The organism is Microbacterium sp. CJ77 (assembly GCF_002911615.1).
GTDB lineage: Bacteria > Actinomycetota > Actinomycetes > Actinomycetales > Microbacteriaceae > Microbacterium.
The window spans coordinates 519,497-538,591 of sequence record NZ_PQBR01000006.1; the positions used below are offsets into that span (position 1 = coordinate 519,497).

Consider the following 19,095-nt stretch of genomic DNA (forward strand, 5'->3'; position numbering starts at 1 on the left):
GGCTCAGTGCGTGTCGGTCGCTTCGACCTCGGTGCGGTCTCCCGACCACAGCGTGTGGAACGTGCCGGGCTTGTCCACGCGCTTGTAGGTGTGCGCGCCGAAGAAGTCGCGCTGACCCTGGATGAGCGCGGCCGGCAGGCGTTCCGCTCGCAGTCCGTCGTAGTACGCCAGCGAGGACGAGAAGGCGGGAGCGGGGATGCCCGCGGTCGCGGCCGCGGAGACGATCCGGCGCCACGCGCCCTGGGCGCGGGTGAGCGCGTCGACGAAGTACGGCGCCGTGAGCAGGACCGGCAGGTCGGGAGTCTCGGCGTAGGCATCCGCGATCCGGTTGAGGAACTGCGCGCGGATGATGCATCCCGCACGCCAGATCTTCGAGACGGCACCGAGGTCGATCTGCCAGTCGTACTCGGCGGCGCCCGCACGGATCTCGTCGAAGCCCTGCGAGTACGCCACGATCTTCGAGGCGAAGAGCGCGAGGCGTACGTCCTCGATGAACGCGTCCTCGTCCTCGAGCTCGAGTTCTTCTTCCGCACCCGGCAGGTCGCGGGCGACCGACCGCTGCTCGGGGTGCGATGACAGCGAGCGCGCGAACGTCGCCTCGGCGATGCCCGAGACGGGGACCCCGAGGTCGAGGGCCGTCTGAACCGTCCACGCACCGGTGCCCTTGGCCCCGGCCTGGTCGAGGATCACGTCGACGAGCGGTTTGCCGGTGTCGAGGTCGACCTGGCGCAGCACCTCGGAGGTGATCTCGATGAGGTAGGACTCGAGCTCGCCGGTGTTCCACTCGGCGAACACGTCGGCGATCTCGGCGGGGGACTTGCCCGTGCCGCGGCGGATCAGGTCGTAGGCCTCGGCGATGAGCTGCATGTCGGCGTACTCGATGCCGTTGTGCACCATCTTCACGAAGTGCCCCGCACCGTCGTGGCCGATGTGCGTCACGCACGGCTCTCCCTCGGCGACCGCGGCGATCGAGCGCAGGATCGGACCGAGCGTGACCCACGACTCGTCCGAACCACCGGGCATGAGGGACGGACCCTCGAGGGCACCCTCCTCGCCACCCGAAACGCCCATGCCGACGAAATTGATGCCCGTCTCGCGCACGGCGCGCTCGCGGCGGATCGTGTCGGTGAACAGCGAGTTCCCGCCGTCGATGATGATGTCGCCCGGCTCGAACACCTTGACCAGCTCATCGATCACGGCATCCGTCGGCCCGCCCGCCTTGACCATGATGAGCGCGGCGCGCGGCTTCTGGAGAGATGCGGCGAACCCGGAGTAGTCGAAGGTCGGGACGAAGCCCGCCTCGGGGTGCGTCGCCGCCAGGTGTTCGGTCTTGTCGTGGCTGCGGTTGTAGATCGCGACCGTGTTGCCCTCGCGGCGGGCGAGGTTGCGGGCGAGGTTCGATCCCATGACGGCGAGGCCGACGACGCCGATGTTCGCGACCGCTGCGCCGCCCTCACCCGGGCCCGTGGGGGTGGATGTCTCGCGCGTGACGTCTTCGGGTCGAGGGGCGCCCTCGTGCTCCGGCGCCGAACCGGGGGAGTCCTCCCGGTCGGTCGAGGTGTTGACCTGCGGGGACGGATCGTTCTGCGACACGCGCGCTCCTTGCGTTACAAGAGGGGAGGGTTCCAGGCTATCGCGCCGGTCGACCGGCGAGAGTGCCCGTTGTCGTCGATTCATCCGCTCTCCGACCGTCGATGTTCGACGGGCTCGCCGACATCCCGCGGCCTCGCCGGAGTCCGGCGCACTCGGCCGCGCGGTCGGGGTCAGTCCTTGCGGTAGCCGGAGCGGCCCATGGACCAGAACGCACCGGCCGTCAGGACGGCGCCGATGACGGTGAGCGCTCCGATCGACCAGAGGAGGACGTGAGAGAGAAGGACGCCGTCGATCATGATCTGCTCCGGTGATGGTTCGGGCCGTGGGTGGTCGGGCCAGGTGTATTCACGCTACAGGCAACTCCGGTAGGATGGTGTTCACCCTCGGCGAGGGATGTCGTCGTGCGGCCGTCCGGCTGAGCGAGGCATCCGTGATCGACGTGGCGATGTGGGCCCCGGTGGCACTCCTCCCGCGTAGGCGTTTGAGTCGAGAACCCCAGACCTACGCGACGCATCCGTCGTGTGCCCACAAGGAGAATCATCATGTCGGAAGACAAAAAGGACGACACGAAGGTCCACGCCGCGCTTCGCACCAGCTTCGGTAAGGGCTTCGCCCGTCGCCTGCGCGCCGCGGGCAAGATCCCGGCCGTCATCTACGGTCACGGCGAAGACCCCGTCCACGTCGCGCTTCCGGGCCACCAGGTCGCGCTGCTGCTGCGGCGCGCCAACGCGGTGCTCGAGCTCGATGTCGAAGGCACCCAGCAGCTGGCGCTCGTCAAGGACGTCCAGAAGGATCCCGTGCACCAGATCATCGAGCACATCGACCTGCTCGTCGTGAAGAAGGGCGAGAAGATCCAGGTCGACGTGCCCATCAATGTCGTCGGTGAGCCCTTCCCCGGAACGATCGTCAACCTCGACAACAACACCGTGTCGCTCGAGGTCGAGGCCACCCACATCCCGCAGTCGATCGAGGTCGACGTCGAGGGACTCGAGGATGGCACGCACATCACGGCCGCCGATCTGAAGCTGCCCCGTGGCGCTACGCTCGCTGGCACCCCCGAGATGCTGATCGTCGCGATCTCGGTCCCCGCCTCGACCCTCGCGGCCGAGGAAGAGATCGCCGAGGCCGACGCCGCCGTTGCGGCCGAGCAGGCCGAAGAGGCCACGGAAGAGTCCGCCGAGTAAGCACCGCGCACTGCGCAACCGGAGCCCGTTCTCGCCGATACGGTGGGGGCGGGCTCCGTGCGTGGAGCGAATCCGACGAGTGAGGGAGTGGACGTGGCTGACGCCTGGTTGGTGGTGGGGCTCGGCAACCCCGGGCCGCGCTATGAGAGCACCCGCCACAACGTCGGGCAGATGGTCGTCGACGAGCTCGCGCGCCGGCGAGGTGCCACATTCAGGTCCCACCGTGCGAACGCACGTGTGGCGGAGACGTGGCTCGCGCCGGGTCGGCCGAAGCTCGTGCTGGCGAAGCCGAACTCGTTCATGAATGTCTCGGGCGGACCCGTCTCGGGACTCGCGGCATTCTTCGGGATCGATCCCGAGCGGATCATCGTCGTTCACGATGAGCTCGACATCCCGTTCGACACGATAAAGCTCAAGATCGGCGGCGGGCACGGAGGTCATAACGGTGTTCGCGATGTCGCGAAGGCGCTGGATACGCCGGAGTTCACGCGCGTTCGCGTGGGGATCGGGCGCCCGCCGGGGCGTCAGGATGCCGCGGACTGGGTCCTCGATCCGTTCGGCACGACCGAACGGGCGCAGCTGCCCCTGCTGATCGGTGATGCGGCGGATGCGGTCGAACTCGTCGTCGGCGAGGGCCTGCTCGCCGCGCAGCAGCGCTTCCACGCCCCACGGGAGTAGCCGTCTTGCGGCGCGCGGCGCCGTCCCCTTTCTGGCCCGGGGCGTCGGCCCTTTCCGGCCCGGGGCGTCGTCCCTTTCCGGCGCGCGGCGCCGTCCCTCTCTGGCCCGGGGCGTCGGCCCTTTCCGGCGCGCGGCGCCGTCCCTCTCTGGCCCGGGGCGTCGGACGCCCGTTGGGGCGTGGCAGCCCGCGCCCCAACGAGATTCTGGCGCCCCGAGCGGTGAGCTTCCGGGGGTCAGGCGCCGATGCCGGAACCCGACGTCATGCTCGGGCCCGTGGCGATGCCCGCGATGCCTGCTCCGTAGACGACCGTCAGGAAGATGAACAGGGCGACGACGGCGACCGCGACCGCCGCGATGCCCGTGCCGCGCCCGCGACGCTTCACGATCGCGACGATGCCCTGCACGATCGCCCAGATTCCGAGCGCGGTGCCGGCCCAGAACGCGATTTCGCCGAGCAGCACCCACTCGCGGACGGGGGAGAGGAACGACAGATCCGCCCACGCGCTGCTGGGCATGGTCTCCATGCGGGACCAGCTCCAGCTGCCGTTGCCGACCTGGAATGCCGCGACGGCACCCACGATCGGCGCGACGACGGCGGCGGCCAGGGCGAGCAGAAGGGCCGTCAAGCCGAGGCCGCCCGGCTGCTTCGCCGGTGCTGCCGCCGGGGACGGCCCCGCGGCATACCCCTGCGGATACGTGCCGGGGTAGTACCCGGCGGGCGCACTCGGATAGGCGGGTGCGCCGGGGTACTGCGCCGCGCTGGGGTACTGCGGTGCGCTGGGGTACTGCTGCGCGCCGGGGTACTGCGCCGCGCTGGGGTACGGATAGGGCGGAGTCGCGTGCTGAGGGTTCGGGTCGGACGAAACCGGGGGAGCGACAGGCGGAACCGGCGGTGAAGGCGGAGGTGGGTAGCCGCCCGCGGTGGGCGCATCCGTGGGCGGCGTCTGGTCGCTCATGCCCTCATCCTAGGGTCGCGGAAGCCCGCGGTGTCGGTGGTGCCTCGTAGACTGGTCGTGTGTCAATTCACGGAATTACGCGCGCCTTGGCGCGCTCAGAAGCGTTCCGTGAGGGACTCGATGAGGCCTCCCGCGACGCCGAGCTCTCCCTGATCGAGGGGCTCGTCGCGCCCGTTCTGGCGGCCCTCGTCGAGCGGCGCGCGGCCTCGGGGCGTCCGCCGGCGCTGCTCGCGATCACGCCGACCGGGCGACGCGCCGATCAGCTCGGCCCCTCGCTCGCGGCCTACCTGCCCGACGCCCTGGTGCTCTCGTTCCCGGCGTGGGAGACCCTGCCGCACGAGCGCCTGAGCCCGAGCCCCGAGACGGTCGGCGCGCGCCTCGAGGTGCTGCGCCGGGTCGCGGAGTGGGACGGATCGCGACCCCTTGTCGTGACGGCGTCGGTTCGCGCCGCGCTCCAGCCGATCGCGTCCGGTCTCGAGAACGTTCGTCCCGTCGAGCTCGCGGTGGGCACACGCGGACACGACCTGACATCCCTGGCGGAGCGCCTCGTCGAGCTCGCGTATACCCGCGTAGACATGGTCTCGCGCCGCGGCGAGTTCGCGCTGCGCGGAGGCATCCTGGACGTCTTCCCCGCCATCGCCGACCACCCCTGCCGCGTCGAGTTCTTCGGTGACGAGGTCGATCAGATCCGGGCGTTCGCGGTCGCCGACCAGCGGTCGCTGCCGGGCGCGATCGAGTCGATCGCGCTGCCGCCGAGCCGTGAGCTGTTGCTGACGGCCGAGGTGCGCGCGCGGGCGAAGGCGCTCCAGGGCGAGCTGCCGGGGCTCGCGGGAATGCTGGAGAGGATGTCGGAGGGCATCGCCGTCGAAGGTATGGAGTCGCTGACGCCCGTGCTCGCCGACGGCATCGTGCCCCTCGTCGACTATCTCCCGGCGGGCACCGCCGTGGCGCTCGTCGACCCCGAGCGCGCCGTCGCGCGCGCCATCACGCTGCAGGACACGAACCGCGAGTTCCTCGAGGCAGCCTGGAGCGCCGCGACCGCGGGCGCCGACACCCCGATCGACCTCGGCAAGGGCGACTTCTTGACGCTGCCGGGGCTGCGCGAGGCCTCGGCGGACCGCGGGGGCGTGTGGTGGACGCTGAGCGCGTTCGATTCCGGCGCCGTGGACGCGGCCGCCGAGGGTGTGCTCGACGCGGGGGAGTCCTCCGCCATCCGCTTCTCGGGAGCGAGCATCCCGTCGTTCCACGGCAATATCGACGGGGCCACGGCCTATGTCGGGGACCTGTTGGCGGATGGCTGGGGTGTCGTGGTCGCGGCAGCGGGTTCCGGTCTGGTCGACCGCGCCCGCGACGTGCTGTCGGAGCGCGGCTTCGCGGCTCGGGTCGTCGAAGATGTCGCCGAGCCCCCCGAGCCAGGTGTCGCCCTTCTCGTGAAGGCGCCGATCGAGGCGGGCTTCTCGTTCGCCGACGCCAAGCTCGCGGTGCTGACGGAGTCGGACTTCTACGGCCGCACGATCAGCGCCGACTCGCGCGTCGTCAAGAAGCTGGCGTCGCGTCGGCGGAACGTCGTCGATCCCCTGCAGCTCAAGGCCGGTGACTTCGTGGTCCATTCCACGCACGGCATAGGCCGGTTCGTCGAGCTGGTGCAACGCGAGGTCTCGTCCGGCGGGCGCAACCCGGTCAAGACCAAGCGCGAGTACCTCGTGGTCGAGTACGCCCCGAGCAAGCGCGGCTTCCCGGGCGACAAGCTCTTCGTCCCCACCGATCAGCTCGATCTGCTGTCGAAGTACGTCGGGGGAGAGGCCCCGACCCTGTCGAAGATGGGCGGGAGCGACTGGGCGGCAGCGAAGGGCAAGGCCCGCAAGGCCGTCCGCGACATCGCGGTCGAGCTCGTCAAGCTGTACTCCGCGCGCATGTCTGCCAAGGGGTACGCGTTCAGCCCAGACACCCCCTGGCAGCGCGAACTCGAAGAGGCCTTCCCGTTCGCCGAGACCCCCGACCAGCTGCAGACGATCGACGAGGTCAAGGCCGACATGGAGCGCCCGATCCCAATGGACCGGCTGCTCTCGGGGGACGTCGGCTTCGGCAAGACCGAGGTCGCCGTGCGCGCCGCGTTCAAGGCGATCCAGGACGGCAAGCAGGTGGCGATGCTCGTGCCGACGACCCTGCTCGTCAAGCAGCACCTCGAGACCTTCACCGAACGCTTCGCCGGCTTCCCCGTGCGCGTGCGGGCGCTGTCGCGGTTCCAGACCGACAAAGAGGCGCGCGAGATCGTCGCGGGGCTCGAGGACGGCTCGATCGACATGGTGATCGGAACCCACCGCATCCTGACCGAGAAGGTGTCGTTCAAGGATGTCGGGCTGCTCATCATCGACGAGGAGCAGCGCTTCGGGGTCGAGCACAAGGACGCCCTGAAGAAGCTGAAGACCAACGTCGACATCCTGGCGATGAGCGCCACGCCGATCCCGCGCACACTCGAGATGGCGGTGACGGGCATCCGTGAGATGTCGACGCTCGCGACGCCGCCCGAAGACAGGCATCCGATCCTGTCGTACGTCGGACCGCGCAACGACAAGCAGATCGCGGCCGCGATCCGCCGGGAACTCCTGCGCGAGGGACAGATCTTCTACGTCCACAACCGCGTTTCGTCGATCCAGCGGGTGGCGGCGCACCTGTCCGAACTCGTGCCGGAGGCGCGCATCGCGGTCGCTCACGGGCAGCTCGGCGAGCACGCCCTCGAGCAGGTCGTCGACGACTTCTGGGAGCGCAAGTTCGACGTGCTCGTGTGCACGACCATCATCGAGACCGGGCTCGACATCTCCAACGCCAACACGATCGTCATCGATCGGGCCGACAAGTACGGCCTGTCGCAGCTGCACCAGCTGCGCGGTCGCGTCGGCCGTGCGCGCGAGCGGGCGTATGCGTACTTCCTCTACGACGACATGAAGCCGCTGTCCGAGACGGCGGCCGACCGCCTCGAGACGATCGCGGTCAACAACGACCTCGGCTCGGGCATGCAGGTGGCGCTGAAAGACCTCGAACTGCGTGGCGCGGGCAACCTGCTCGGCGCCGAGCAGGCGGGACATATCGCGGGCGTCGGCTTCGACCTGTACCTGCGGATGATCGGTGAGGCCGTTGCGACGTTCCGCGGCGACGATGTCGAGGGCCCGACCGAGTTGCGCCTCGAGCTGCCCGTCCGCGCACGCATCCCGGAGTCCTACATCGACAGTGAGCGGCTGCGGCTCGAGGCGTACCAGAAGCTCTCGTCCGCGGCGACGGCGACGGCGGCACCCGATGCGATCGACCTCGTGGTGGAAGAGTTGCGCGACCGGTACGGCGAGCCGCCCGCCGAGGTCGCCGGCATCGTCGCGGTCGCTCGGCTGCGTCGCCGCGCCGCGCGGTCGGGCCTCACGGACGTCGTCGCGATGGGTCCGAACCTGCGGGTCGCGCCGGCACACCTGCCGGACTCGCTGCGGGTCCGGATGCAGCGGCTGTACCCCGGGGCGAAGCTCATGTCGGGCGGTGAGGCGCTCGTGGTGCCGATGCCGCGATCCGGCAACGACGCGCTCCCCGACGACGAACTGATCGCGTGGACGGGGCAGCTGCTGACCGCGCTGTTCCCCGAGCCGACACCCGAGGCCGCCGCCGCGGGTGGGGCACAGGAGTCCGCGCCCGCGACATCCGCGTGATCTGCCGCGGCCGGGTCCGCCCCCCGACCCCCCGCCCCGGCCCGCCCGGCCCCGCGGGTCAGACCCGCCGTACCCCGCCCTGTGCTCTCGTAGGCGCGCTCGTGCCTTCGTTGCCTGACTTTTGGGGCGTTCGAGGCCCGTTGGGGCGTGATGTCCCGCGCCCCAACGGTATTGTGACGCCCCGGGTGGTGCTGGCATGACCGGGGCAGACGGCGGGAACCGCGGGACCGCAGGAGGCGGGCGGAGTAGGTTGTGCCCATGCAGTTCGAGCACCTCGGGGCGCGGCCCCGCATAGATCCCTCCGCCGTCATCGCCGAGACGGCGGTCATCTCGGGTGATGTCGAGATCGGCCCCGACTGCCAGGTACTGCACGGCGCCGTGATCACCGCCGAGGGCGGCCCGATCACGCTCGCGGCCTGCGTCATCGTGATGGAGAACGCCGTCATCCGGGCCACCGCTGCCGATGCCGTGCACATCGGCGACCACACGCTGATCGGCCCCGGCGCGACCGTCAGCGGGGCCGTCATCGGCTCGGAGGTGTTCCTCGCGACGGGCACGCGCGTGTTCAATGGTGCGCGCATCGGCGACCGTTGCGAGGTGCGCATCGGGGCGATCGTGCACCTGCGTACGACGCTCCCACCCGAGACCGTGGTTCCGATCGCGTGGATCGCGGTGGGGCATCCGTTCGGTCTGTATTCACCCGACCGGCACGACGAGATCTGGGCGGCGCAGAAAGAGCTCGACTTTCCGGGCTACGTCTTCGGTCTCGACCGCGAGACGCCCGATCTGATGGTGCAGCTCACCGAGCGTTACGGCCGCGGCCTCTCACGACACCGGCAGGACCGCCGCGTCGACTGACGCCGGATCCGCGTTCCTCAGGCCCAGTCGGCACCGCAGGACAGGCAGCGGAACTCGAGGGCGGGTTCATCCTCGTACAGCTCATCGCCACTGCTCTTGCCGCCACGGGTTTCTTCACCGCGCAGCTCTTCGTCACGGTCGAGCTCGAGGACGAACCACCTGAGCTCCACCGTCGCGACGCGTGTGTCGTCGCAGACGGGGCAGATCTCGGCGGCGAGGTCGCTGACGTCTTCTCGTGTCTTGATCATGTCCACACGTTAGGCCGGACCTCCGACATCCGTCCGACCGCCACTCGATCAGACCCGCACGAACGGTCGCGACTCGCCGCGCGCGAGCGCACCGGCACGGCGAGTCGCGACCGTTCGGGGGATCAGCCCGTGTTCTGCAGGCCCGCCGCCACGCCGCTGACCGACAGCAGAAGCAGCCGCTGCTGCTCGGGATCGGGCGTCGCGCCCGCCACGGCGGAGGCACGCAGGGCACGCAGGGCCCGCAACTGCAGCAGCGACAGCGCGTCGACGTAGGGACTGCGCATCTTGACCGCTCGCTGCAGCACGGGCTTGTTGGCGAGGAGTTCGCCGCCGCCCGTGATGCGGATGACCCAGGCGCGCGTCGACTCCATCTCGTCCAGCACGAGTTCGGCCAGCTCATCGCGGTCGCCGAGCTTCAGATACCGGCGCGCGATACGCGGGTCGGCCTTGGCGAGACTCATCGCGACGTTGTCGATCATGGTGCGCAGCAGCGGCCACTCGTCGTACGCCTCGCGCAGGAGGGCCTCGTCGCCGACGGCGTCGAGCGCCGTGCCGAGGCCGAACCATCCGGCCAGGTTGATGCGGGCCTGCGTCCACGCGAACACCCACGGGATGGCGCGGAGGTCCTCGAGCGACTCGACCGAGAGTCCGCGGCGTGCCGGACGCGAGCCCAGCGCGAGCAGGCCGACCTCTTCGAGCGGCGTGACGGTGGCGAACCACGGCGCGAAGCCGGGGGCGCGCACGAGCGAGAAGAAGCGTTCGCGGGATGCTGCATCCATCGTCGCCGCGATGTCGGCGTACCGCGAGGCCGCCGCCTCGTTGCGCCGCTCGATGGACGGGGACGAGGCCAGCAGGGTCGCCGCCGCGACCTGATCGATGTGTCGCATCGCGATCGCCGGGTCGCCGTAGCGGGCGAAGATGACCTCGCCCTGCTCGGTGAGCTTGAACCGACCCTCGACCGAGTGCGGCGGCTGCGCCAGGATCGCGCTGTTCGCGGGCCCGCCACCGCGCCCGAGGGCGCCGCCGCGACCGTGGAACAGGGTCAGCTCGATGCCCTCCTCGAGGGCCCAGGCGGCGATCGCGGCCTGCGCCTCGTACAGGGCGAGGTTGGCGGCGACGGGACCGACGTCCTTCGAAGAGTCGGAGTACCCGAGCATGACCTCCAGGCGGCGACCCGTCTCGTCGAGGCGGGCGGCGAACTCGGGATGCGTGACGATCTCCGCCAGGATCCGGGGTGCCGCCTGCAGATCGGCGAAGGTCTCGAACAGGGGGATGACGTCCAGCACCGGGCCGGACGCATCCGGTCCCGCGGCGTACCGGGCGAGGCGCCGCACGTTCGCCAGGTCCTCGGCGGACTGCGTGAACGAGACGATGTAGCGCCCGGCGGCGCGGGGACCGAAACGGTCCTGCACGAAGGCGACGGCACGGAAGACCTCGAGAACCTCTTCGGTGGTCTCGCTCAGTTCGCCCCCGCCCTCGAGCTCTTCGAGCGCCCTGCGATGCACCTGCGAGTGCTGACGCACCTCGAGTTCGGCCAGATGGAACCCGTACGTCTCGACCTGCCAGATCAGCTGCTGCAGGCCTCCGTAGGCGTGTCGTTCGGCCGAGGCGGCGACCAGCGACTCCTGCACGACGCGCAGGTCGGCGAGCAACTCGTCGGGGTCGCGGAAGGCGAGGTCGGCGTCACGGGTGCGGGTCGCCGCGATCCGGCGGGCGAGCAGCAACAGGATGCGTCGGTGCGGCTCGTTGGGGGAGCGCTTGGCGATCTCCGCCGCCGCGTCCTCGTCGGCCGCGCGCAGCCGATTCCACAGGCCGACGAGTGCGGGGCTCGGGGGAGTCGTCCCGGCGTCGAGGGTCAGCGATCTGCCGACGCGCGACGCAGTGCGCTCGAGACCGAGCAGCACGTGCTCCGACGCGATCGCGGCGGCCTTGCGCGTGACCTTGGCGGTGACGAACGGGTTGCCGTCGCGATCGCCACCGACCCACGAGCCGATCCGCACGAAGGGGCGCACGATCGGTGCGCGGCGGCCGGCCTCGAGTCCCTGCAGTGCGTCGTCGACGCGGCGGTACACGTGCGGCACGGCGGTGTAGAGCGTCTCGTCGAAAACGGCCATGATCGCGCGGACCTCGTCGGTCGGCGAGGGCTTCTCGGCGCGGAGCGGCGCCGTCCGCCAGAGCGTGTCGATCTCTTCGAGGATGCGTCGGCGCGCGCGCCGCTCATCGGCACCTCCGCTCAGCGACGAGTCGAGCGTCTCGAGCAGCGCGGCGATGCGGCGCACGGTCGATGAGATCGCGCGGCGGCGGGCCTCGGTGGGGTGTGCCGTGAAAACGGGGTGGAACCGCAGCCCCTGAAGTCGCTCGAGGGCGGTCTCGTCGCCCACCTCCTCGGAGAGGCGCATGAACGCGGCGGCGATGGAGTCGGTCGCGTTCTCTTTCTCGGGGCGGCCGTCGCGCTCGCGCAGGACGCGCACGCGCTGGTGCTCCTCGGCCAGGTTGACCAGGTGGAAATAGCAGGTGAAGGCACGTGCGACCTCATCGGCACGCTCGACCGTGAACGATTCGACGATCGCCTCGGCCCGCTCGAAGGCCTCCGAACTCGGGTCGGTGTAGGCCTGGATCGTCGCGGTGCGCAACCGCTCGACATCGTCGTACAGGCCGGGCGCGCCGCTCTCGCGAAGCACCTGACCGAGCAGGGCGCCCAGCATCCGCACGTCCGCGCGCATCGACTGGGGCAGCTCCTGACCGGCGTCGAAGCGGCCGACGAGATCGATCGCTTCGGTGGGTGTGGGATCGGGCATGGTTTTCAGGGTAGTGCGGGAGTGTTACCGGTTCGTCACGACCGACGGCGCATGCGGCCCCGGACGGGTCCGCCTCTGATCGACCCTGAACGTGCCCAGGGTCGAGCGGTAGACTGGGCCATTGGTGTGCCGGGAAGTCTGGTCGGCGGTGGTGCGAGCGCGCCCACCGACCGTCGCGGGTGAAACCGCATGGACCCAACCGAAAGGACCCCGTGGGCCTCCTTCGTTCTGCACGTTTCCCCGCCATCATCCTGCTGGCAGCCGCCGTCGCGGCGCTGATCGTCGCCAACTCGCCGCTCGGTGCGGGGGCTGAAACGATCAAGGAGACGTACCTCGGCATCCCGGGCGTGTTCGAGATGTCCGTCGGGCACTGGATCCAGGACGGTCTGCTGGCGATCTTCTTCTTCGTCGTCGCGATCGAACTGCAGTTCGAGCTGACGGCGGGCGAGCTCAACTCGGCGAAGAAGGCGCTGCAGCCCGCGATCGCCGCGGCGGGCGGTGTGCTCGTTCCGATCGCCATCTACCTCGTGTTCACCGCGGGTTCGGATGTGTCGCACGGATGGCCCATCCCGACCGCGACCGACATCGCCTTCGCGCTCGGTGTGCTGGCGGTCTTCGGCAAGGGTCTGCCCTCGGGCATCCGGATCTTCCTGCTCGCCCTCGCGATCCTCGATGACATCGTCGGCATCCTCTTCATCGCGGTCCTGTTCACGAAGGACGTCAACGTCGGGTTGCTCGCGATCGCGGTGGTCGCCGTGGTGATCTTCGGCGTGCTCAGCCGTCGCCTCGACACCTCGGCGCGCGTGCCGATCGCCGTGATCCTGGTGCTGCTCGGCATCGCGACGTGGGTCCTGGTCTACCTGTCGGGCGTGCACGCGACGATCGCGGGCGTCGCGCTCGGCCTGGCCTTCGCGCAGACCCCCGCGCTGCGGACGCGGCACGCCCTCGAACCGTGGGTCAACGGCATCGTGCTGCCGCTGTTCGCCTTCTCGGCCGCGCTCGTCGTCATCCCGATGGTGTCGCCGACGCAACTCTCGCCCGCATTCTGGGGCATCCTGGTCGCGCTTCCGGTCGGAAAGATCATCGGCATCTCGCTGTTCAGCTGGATTTCGCTCCGCATCGCTCATCGCGGATCGACGCCGCACCTGTCCTTCGCCGATCTGCTCGCGGCCGGGTCGCTGGGCGGAATCGGGTTCACCGTCTCGCTGCTGCTGTCCGAGCTGGCGTTCGCGGGCGATCCGCTCGTCCGCGACGAGGCCACCCTCGGCGTGCTGGCGGGGTCGGGCGTCTCGCTCGTCGTGGCCGCGGTGCTCGTGTCGCTGCGCGCCCGGCACTTCCGTCGTGTCGCGCACCTCGAGCCCGACGAGATCGACGTTCCGCCCACGTCCACGCCGACGGGCGGTCAGCTCGCCTGAGCGCACCCGTCCCGCCGCCCCGTGGGGCAGGATGGTGCGATGCAGGAGCGAGAGGAAGCCAGCGCGGCGCAGCACGCCGGAGAGCTGACCGCGCGGCGCGCCGGAGAGCTGAGCGTGCGCCGCGCCGAGGCCCTGGCCACGGCGGCCGAGACGATGCGGCTGGTTCGTGATCGTTGTGTCTGGACGCAGCAGATCACACACCGCGACCTCGTCCCGTACCTGATCGAAGAGAGCGCCGAACTGGTCGACGCCGTCGAGGCCGGGTCGCGCGACGAGCTGCGCGAAGAGCTCGGTGACCTGCTCTGGCAGGTGCTGTTCCACGCCGAGATCGCCGCGCGCGACGCAGAGGACCCCTTCGACATCGCGGATGTCGCGGACGGGTTGACGGACAAGATGGTGCGCAGGCATCCGCACGTCTTCGGCGACGACGTCGCCGAGACCCCCGAGCAGGTGCTCGTGCTCTGGAATGCGGCGAAGGCGGCCGAGAAGAGCGAGCGGCGGAGCGTGCTCGATGGCGTGGCCCCGGGGATGCCGTCGCTCGCGCTGGCGCAGAAGCTGCTCGGCAAGGCGTCTGGGCTCGTGCCGGCACCGGCGCCCACCGTGACGGTCCCGGACTCCGAGGCCGAGCTCGGCGACTCACTCCTCGTTCTCGTGGCACAGGCCCGGGCCCGGGGATGGGACGCTGAGCGGGCGCTGCGGGAGCGCCTGCGGACCCTCGACTCCGACATTCGCGCGGCCGAGGCCGACTGAGGTGCTCTTCGGCGGGATGAAAGGATAGGGACGTGGCATCCGTGAACCCGCCGCGCGGCATGCGCGACTTCCTCCCCGCCGAGAAGGCCCGTCGCGAGCGCGTGCTCGCCGTCATCCGCGACCGCTACCGCGCGCACGGTTTCGACGAGATCGAGACCCCCGTCGTCGAGGACTACGAACGCCTGCACGCCGGAATCGGTGGCGACAACGAGAAGCTCTCGTTCAGCATCCTGCGCCGCGGCCTCGACGCCGACGGAATCCGGGCCGCGGCGGACGACCCGGCCGCACTCGCCGACCTCGGCCTGCGCTACGACCTCACGGTGCCGCTCGCCCGCTTCTACGCGTCCCACCGCGCCGAGCTCCCGACCGTCTTCCGCGCCGTGCAGATCGCGCCGGTCTGGCGCGCCGAGCGCCCGCAGAAGGGCCGCTACCGCCAGTTCGTGCAGTGCGACATCGACGTTCTGGGCGATGCGACGCCCCGCGCCGAGGCCGAGCTGATCGCCGCGACCCTCGACACACTCGATGCGCTGGGGCTCGCGGGTGGGACCGTGCGCATCAACGACCGGCGCGCGCTCGACGCGATGCTCGCGGCATTCGGTTTCGCGGACACAGAGCGCCCCGGGGTGCTGATCACGATCGACAAGCTCGACAAGGTCGGACCCGACGGCGTCGTGGCCGAGCTCCGCGAGCGTGGCGCGACCGCGGCCGCGGTGGATGCGTTCGAGGCGTTCCTGCGCCGCCCGCAGACGCGGGAGTTCACCCCCTACGGGGAGCGGCAGATCCGCAGGGCGCTCCCGGAGGGCGTCCCGGACGAGGTCGTGGCGCACCTCGTCGGCCTCGGCGATGCGGTGGCAGCGGCTCGACCCGCATCGGACGCATCCGGGATCCCCCTCGTCTTCGACCCTTTCCTCGTGCGGGGGATGGGGTACTACACGGGCACGATCTTCGAACTCGCGCACCCCTCGGTCGGGTATTCGCTCGGTGGCGGCGGGCGCTACGACGGGATGATCGGGCGGTTCCTCGGCACCGACGTTCCGGCGGTGGGGTTCTCGATCGGGTTCGAGCGCATCGTCGACCTGGTCGAGGCGGGAGAGGATGCCGCGGCCACCGCGGTCGTCCTGGTGCACGACTCGGACGTCCCCGTCGCCGAACTGCTCGCGCTCAAGGCGGCGTTCGTCGCCGAGGGCGCACGTGTTCGACTCGAACGGCGCACGAAGAACCTGAAGCCGACACTCGAGCGCGCGGTGTCCGACGGTTACACGGCTTTCGCGAGCGTCGGCGCGGGTACCACACGCGCCTCGCTCGAGCTGAAGCCGCTCACCTGATCCGGCGCGCCCGGCTCCCGGAGCCCGGTTCGCGCACGCAGGCTTCGCCGCCGCGACAGACGGTGTTCACCTCGCCGGGGTGCAATCGCGGGTATGAGCCGCACACGCATCGCGCTGATGATCGGCGCGACACTGGCGGTCGTGGCGGCCGTCACCGGCGGGTTCGCGATCGGCGCACGGGTGCTTCTCACCCGTCAGGCGGCCGTGGCGCGGCGAAGGATCGGCAAGCCCCTGGGTGAGCTCGCCCCGCGTTCGGACCGGGTGTGGCGCAAGCAGTTGCCGGGTCGGCCGGTCGAGCTGCTCGTGCTCGGTGATTCGATCGCGGCGGGACTCGGAGCCGATCGGCGCAAGGACACGCTGGGCGCCCGTCTCGCCAAGGGCATGGCGGTGCGCCTGGGCCGCCCCGTGCGGCTGCGCACAGCCGCGATCGTCGGGTCCGAATCGTCGGCGCTCGCGGAACAGATCGACGGCCTGCCCGCGCGGTATGTCGCCGATGTCGCCGTCATCGTGGTGGGGGGCAACGATGTCACCCACCGCATCCCGGTGGCGGTCTCCGCCGGGCACCTGCGGGCGGCGATCGTGCGCCTGCACGAGCGCGGCATACCGGTCGTCGTGGGCACGTGTCCCGATCTCGGGGCGCTCCGCCCCGTGCCTCAGCCCTTGCGGACGCTCGGATCGCAGATGTCCCGGCAGCTCGCCGCCGCGCAGGCCGCGGTCGCCGAGAGGTCCGGTGCGACCGCGGTTTCGCTCCGGCGCGCGGTGGGCGCCGTGTTCTTCCAGCAGCCGGACGAGATGTTCGGCGTCGACCGTTTCCACCCGAGCGCGCTCGGGTATCGGCGTACCGCCGAGGCACTTCTGCCGGTCGTGATCGAGGCGGTGCGGGTCCGGGCCGAGGTGCTCGACGCCGTGTGACGCAAGCCCTCGCGGTCGCGTCGACCCGGCTGATAGCGTGCTCACCACGAATGCCGGAACATCGACACTCACGACGCGGGAGCAGCATGGCGCGGATCGCGAAAGACCAGCAGACGGATGCCTCGACGCAGTCTCCGGACAGCAGGCCGCGCGAGCAGTGGACGGGCCAGGTCGGGTTCATCCTGTCGGCGATCGGTTCCGCCGTCGGGCTCGGCAACATCTGGCGGTTCCCGGGTGTGGCGTATGAGAATGGGGGCGGCGCGTTCCTGATCCCGTACCTCATCGCGCTGCTGACCGCGGGAATCCCGATCCTGTTCCTGGACTACGCGATCGGCCACCGTTTCCGCGGTGCCGCGCCGACCGCCTTTCGGCGCCTCGGGGGACGGTCCGGGCGCTGGATGGAATCGCTCGGATGGTTCCAGGTCACTATCGCCTTCGTGATCGGTCTGTACTACACGGTCGTCATCGCGTGGTCGCTGAGCTTCTTCGTCTTCTCGTTCGACCTGCGGTGGGGCGACGACCCGGCCGCATTCCTGACGGGGGAGTATCTCCAGGCCGGCGACCCCGGCTTCAGCCTCGAGTTCGTGCCCGGCGTGCTCATCCCGCTCGCGATCGTCTGGGTCCTCGCCATCGTCGTGCTCGCCGCCGGAGTCGCGAAGGGTCTGCAGCGCGTGAACGTGATCGCGCTTCCCATCCTGGTCATCGCGTTCCTCATCCTGGTCGTGCGCGCGCTCTTCCTCGACGGCGCGGCCGAGGGACTGGGCGCCCTCTTCACCCCGGACTGGGCGGCGCTCGCCGACCCCAACGTCTGGATCGCGGCGTACAGCCAGATCTTCTTCTCGTTGTCGATCGCGTTCGGCATCATGATCACCTACGCGTCGTATCGCAAGCGGCGCTCCAACCTCACGGCGCCCGGCCTGGTGGTGGCGTTCTCGAACTCGTCGTTCGAGATCCTCGCGGGCATCGGGGTGTTCGCGACGCTCGGATTCTTCGCCTTCAGCCAGGGCGTGACGATCGACGAGCTCGAGGGGCTCACCGGGGTGGGCCTGTCGTTCGTCACGTTCCCGGCGATCGTGTCGCAGATGCCGGGCGGACCGCTCTTCGGCTGTCTGTTCTTCGGGTCGCTGACCCTCGCCGGCTTCACCTCGCTGGTGTCGGTCCTGCAGGTCGTTTCCGCGGCCGTGCAGGAGAAGTTCGGGCTCTCGACCCGCCGGGCCGCGCTGACCATCGGCATCGTCTCGGCCATCCTGTCGATGCTGATCTTCTCGACCACGACAGGGCTGCTCGCCCTCGACGTCGTCGACCAGTGGGCGAACAACATCGGCATCGTGGCATCCGCCATCCTGACGACCGTTCTGGTGCTCTGGATCGCGCGGAAGGGACCCGAGCTGCGCTACCACCTCGACGCCCTGTCCACCTTCCGGGTCGGTCGCGTCTGGATCTTCCTGGTGAGCGTGCTCGCCCCGGTCGTGCTCGGCTACATGCTCGTCTCGCGAATCGTCGTGCTCGTCACCGAGGGGTACGGGGGTCTGCCGCCCTGGTATCTGCTCGTGTTCGGCTGGGGCACCGTCCTCGTGCTCGTCGTGGGCGCCGTGGTGCTGTCGGTCCTGCGCTGGAAGCCCTCGCCGGACGACTTCACCGCGTGGCCGGACTATCCGCCCGCGAGATTCGCGTCGACGCCGACGGCTGCCGTGGTCGGCGCGGAGGCGCCTGGCGCGACGGGAGCACGGTCATGAACCCGTTGGCGGTCGTGTTCCTCGCCCTCTCGATCGTGATCGTGTGGGGAGGGATGGTGACGAGCATCCTTTTCCTGCGACACCGGCCCGAACTCCCCGAGTACCCGCCGGGAGCCGTCGACGACGACCGGGAGTCCGCCGGCATCATCGAGCACGACACATGACGCGAGACATCATGCGACACAGGACGGTGGGCTCGACGCGATGACGGAATCGAATCCCGCGAACTGGCGTCGCACCGACGAGTACCTCGTAGACACGCTCGTCGGCCATGACACGGCGCTCGAGTCGGCGATTGCCGCGCAGACGGCGGAGGGTCTTCCCGCGATCGAGGTCGCGCCCGTGGCCGGAAAGCTGCTGCACCTGCTGGCGCGCATCGCGGGCGCTCGGCGCGTGCTCGAGATCGGGACGCTCGGGGGGTACTCCACGATCTGGCTGGCGCGGGCGCTCGATGAGCCGGTTCGCGCGGGAACGGGCGGATGCGTCGTCACGATAGAGGCCGAGGCGCACAACGCGGCCGTGGCCCGCGCCAACCTCGACGCCGCCGGAGTGGGGGAGCGGGTCGACATCCGAGTGGGGCGCGCGGCCGACGTGCTGCCGACGCTCGTGGGCACGGAGCCGTTCGACCTCGTCTTCATCGACGCAGACAAGGAATCGAATACGACCTACCTCGACTGGGCGGCGAAGCTCGGGCGTCCGGGCACCGTGATCGTGCTCGACAACATCGGACGCGAGGGCGAGATCGTCGACCCGCACACGACCAACCCGCAGGTCGCCGGCACGCGCGCGGCCCTCGAGATGCTCGGCGCGGATGCCCGGTTCGACGCGACGGCGCTCCAGACGGTCGGGCTCAAGGGCTGGGACGGGTTCGCCGTCGCGCTCGTCACGGACGCGCCGACGCCTAACGCCCGGTGAACGGCGCCCGCGCAGCCTGGACGACCGCGACCGCCTCG

The 19,095-nt window shown here is 70.3% G+C and carries 16 protein-coding genes; 11 read left to right on the plus strand and 5 right to left on the minus strand.

Annotated features, from left to right (window positions below; translation table 11 throughout):
* Nucleotides 1–3: 3 nt before the first annotated feature.
* Together gndA and C2868_RS17630 are read right to left on the minus strand one after the other, a co-directional pair.
* Nucleotides 4–1,431 carry an NADP-dependent phosphogluconate dehydrogenase gene (gndA, locus tag C2868_RS03250; protein WP_258034408.1) on the minus strand — a complete coding sequence of 476 codons (1,428 nt, stop codon included), beginning with the start codon at nt 1,429–1,431 and terminating at the stop codon, nt 4–6.
* A 332-nt stretch (nt 1,432–1,763) separates the two neighbouring features.
* Complete coding sequence (locus C2868_RS17630; RefSeq protein ID WP_258034389.1) at nt 1,764–1,889, minus strand: hypothetical protein; 126 nt, start codon at nt 1,887–1,889, stop codon at nt 1,764–1,766.
* Nucleotides 1,890–2,135: 246 nt separating this feature from the next.
* On the opposite strand from C2868_RS17630, the gene C2868_RS03255 reads away from it, so the two are divergent.
* The gene (locus C2868_RS03255) at nt 2,136–2,777 is read left to right on the plus strand and encodes a 50S ribosomal protein L25/general stress protein Ctc (RefSeq protein ID WP_100811492.1); all 642 of its coding nucleotides are present in this window, start codon (nt 2,136–2,138) and stop codon (nt 2,775–2,777) included.
* 93 nt (nt 2,778–2,870) lie between these two features.
* On the plus strand, nt 2,871–3,455 hold the full coding sequence (pth, locus tag C2868_RS03260) for an aminoacyl-tRNA hydrolase (protein WP_100811673.1): 585 nt from the start codon (nt 2,871–2,873) through the stop codon (nt 3,453–3,455).
* Nucleotides 3,456–3,688: 233 nt separating this feature from the next.
* Here pth and C2868_RS17635 read toward each other — a convergent pair whose 3' ends face one another.
* Entirely contained in the window at nt 3,689–4,411 is a 723-nt protein-coding gene (locus tag C2868_RS17635; protein WP_100811491.1) for a hypothetical protein, read from the minus strand.
* Nucleotides 4,412–4,470: 59 nt separating this feature from the next.
* Here C2868_RS17635 and mfd point away from each other — a divergent pair, with 59 nt between their 5' ends.
* Nucleotides 4,471–8,100 carry a transcription-repair coupling factor gene (gene mfd, locus C2868_RS03270; protein ID WP_100811490.1) on the plus strand — a complete coding sequence of 1,210 codons (3,630 nt, stop codon included), beginning with the start codon at nt 4,471–4,473 and terminating at the stop codon, nt 8,098–8,100.
* A gap of 258 nt (nt 8,101–8,358) precedes the next feature.
* Entirely contained in the window at nt 8,359–8,958 is a 600-nt protein-coding gene (locus C2868_RS03275; protein WP_100811489.1) for a gamma carbonic anhydrase family protein, read from the plus strand.
* 17 nt (nt 8,959–8,975) lie between these two features.
* Here the strand turns inward: C2868_RS03275 and C2868_RS03280 are convergent, their stop codons facing one another.
* Together C2868_RS03280 and C2868_RS03285 are read right to left on the minus strand one after the other, a co-directional pair.
* Nucleotides 8,976–9,206 (minus strand): hypothetical protein, encoded by a 231-nt coding sequence (locus C2868_RS03280; protein ID WP_100811488.1) that lies wholly within the window; start codon nt 9,204–9,206, stop codon nt 8,976–8,978.
* Nucleotides 9,207–9,328: 122 nt separating this feature from the next.
* Nucleotides 9,329–12,004, minus strand: a complete 2,676-nt coding sequence (locus C2868_RS03285; RefSeq protein WP_100811487.1) for a phosphoenolpyruvate carboxylase — start codon at nt 12,002–12,004, stop codon at nt 9,329–9,331.
* Between the two features lie 212 nt (nt 12,005–12,216).
* Here C2868_RS03285 and nhaA point away from each other — a divergent pair, with 212 nt between their 5' ends.
* The 7 genes from nhaA (at nt 12,217) to C2868_RS03320 (ending at nt 19,057) form a co-directional block, all read left to right on the plus strand.
* Nucleotides 12,217–13,419 carry a Na+/H+ antiporter NhaA gene (gene nhaA, locus C2868_RS03290; protein WP_100811486.1) on the plus strand — a complete coding sequence of 401 codons (1,203 nt, stop codon included), beginning with the start codon at nt 12,217–12,219 and terminating at the stop codon, nt 13,417–13,419.
* 153 nt (nt 13,420–13,572) lie between these two features.
* Nucleotides 13,573–14,169 (plus strand): MazG family protein, encoded by a 597-nt coding sequence (locus C2868_RS03295; RefSeq protein ID WP_232711274.1) that lies wholly within the window; start codon nt 13,573–13,575, stop codon nt 14,167–14,169.
* A 59-nt stretch (nt 14,170–14,228) separates the two neighbouring features.
* The gene (gene hisS / locus C2868_RS03300) at nt 14,229–15,494 is read left to right on the plus strand and encodes a histidine--tRNA ligase (RefSeq protein WP_219811459.1); all 1,266 of its coding nucleotides are present in this window, start codon (nt 14,229–14,231) and stop codon (nt 15,492–15,494) included.
* A 93-nt stretch (nt 15,495–15,587) separates the two neighbouring features.
* Nucleotides 15,588–16,406, plus strand: a complete 819-nt coding sequence (locus tag C2868_RS03305; protein WP_100811483.1) for an SGNH/GDSL hydrolase family protein — start codon at nt 15,588–15,590, stop codon at nt 16,404–16,406.
* A gap of 86 nt (nt 16,407–16,492) precedes the next feature.
* Nucleotides 16,493–18,142, plus strand: coding sequence for a sodium-dependent transporter (locus C2868_RS03310; protein ID WP_100811482.1), 1,650 nt, complete (start codon nt 16,493–16,495; stop codon nt 18,140–18,142).
* The gene (locus tag C2868_RS03315) at nt 18,139–18,306 is read left to right on the plus strand and encodes a MetS family NSS transporter small subunit (RefSeq protein ID WP_103662950.1); all 168 of its coding nucleotides are present in this window, start codon (nt 18,139–18,141) and stop codon (nt 18,304–18,306) included. The genes C2868_RS03310 and C2868_RS03315 overlap by 4 nt, the downstream gene beginning before the upstream one ends.
* Nucleotides 18,307–18,346: 40 nt before the next feature.
* On the plus strand, nt 18,347–19,057 hold the full coding sequence (locus C2868_RS03320) for an O-methyltransferase (RefSeq protein ID WP_100811481.1): 711 nt from the start codon (nt 18,347–18,349) through the stop codon (nt 19,055–19,057).
* Nucleotides 19,058–19,095: the final 38 nt, after the last annotated feature.

Excerpts from the sequence above, each read along its gene's own strand:
- C2868_RS03320 (WP_100811481.1), top strand. The coding sequence starts at position 18,347 with ATGACGGAATCGAATCCCGCGAACTGGCGTCGCACCGACGAGTACCTC.
- hisS (WP_219811459.1), top strand. The coding sequence starts at position 14,229 with ATGCGCGACTTCCTCCCCGCCGAGAAGGCCCGTCGCGAGCGCGTGCTC.
- C2868_RS03305 (WP_100811483.1), top strand. The coding sequence starts at position 15,588 with ATGAGCCGCACACGCATCGCGCTGATGATCGGCGCGACACTGGCGGTC.
- C2868_RS17630 (WP_258034389.1), bottom strand. The coding sequence starts at position 1,889 with ATGATCGACGGCGTCCTTCTCTCTCACGTCCTCCTCTGGTCGATCGGA.
- C2868_RS03255 (WP_100811492.1), top strand. The coding sequence starts at position 2,136 with ATGTCGGAAGACAAAAAGGACGACACGAAGGTCCACGCCGCGCTTCGC.
- C2868_RS03295 (WP_232711274.1), top strand. The coding sequence starts at position 13,573 with ATGCGGCTGGTTCGTGATCGTTGTGTCTGGACGCAGCAGATCACACAC.
- C2868_RS03275 (WP_100811489.1), top strand. The coding sequence starts at position 8,359 with ATGCAGTTCGAGCACCTCGGGGCGCGGCCCCGCATAGATCCCTCCGCC.
- C2868_RS03315 (WP_103662950.1), top strand. The coding sequence starts at position 18,139 with ATGAACCCGTTGGCGGTCGTGTTCCTCGCCCTCTCGATCGTGATCGTG.
- C2868_RS03280 (WP_100811488.1), bottom strand. The coding sequence starts at position 9,206 with ATGATCAAGACACGAGAAGACGTCAGCGACCTCGCCGCCGAGATCTGC.
- C2868_RS03285 (WP_100811487.1), bottom strand. The coding sequence starts at position 12,004 with ATGCCCGATCCCACACCCACCGAAGCGATCGATCTCGTCGGCCGCTTC.
- C2868_RS17635 (WP_100811491.1), bottom strand. The coding sequence starts at position 4,411 with ATGAGCGACCAGACGCCGCCCACGGATGCGCCCACCGCGGGCGGCTAC.
- C2868_RS03310 (WP_100811482.1), top strand. The coding sequence starts at position 16,493 with ATGGCGCGGATCGCGAAAGACCAGCAGACGGATGCCTCGACGCAGTCT.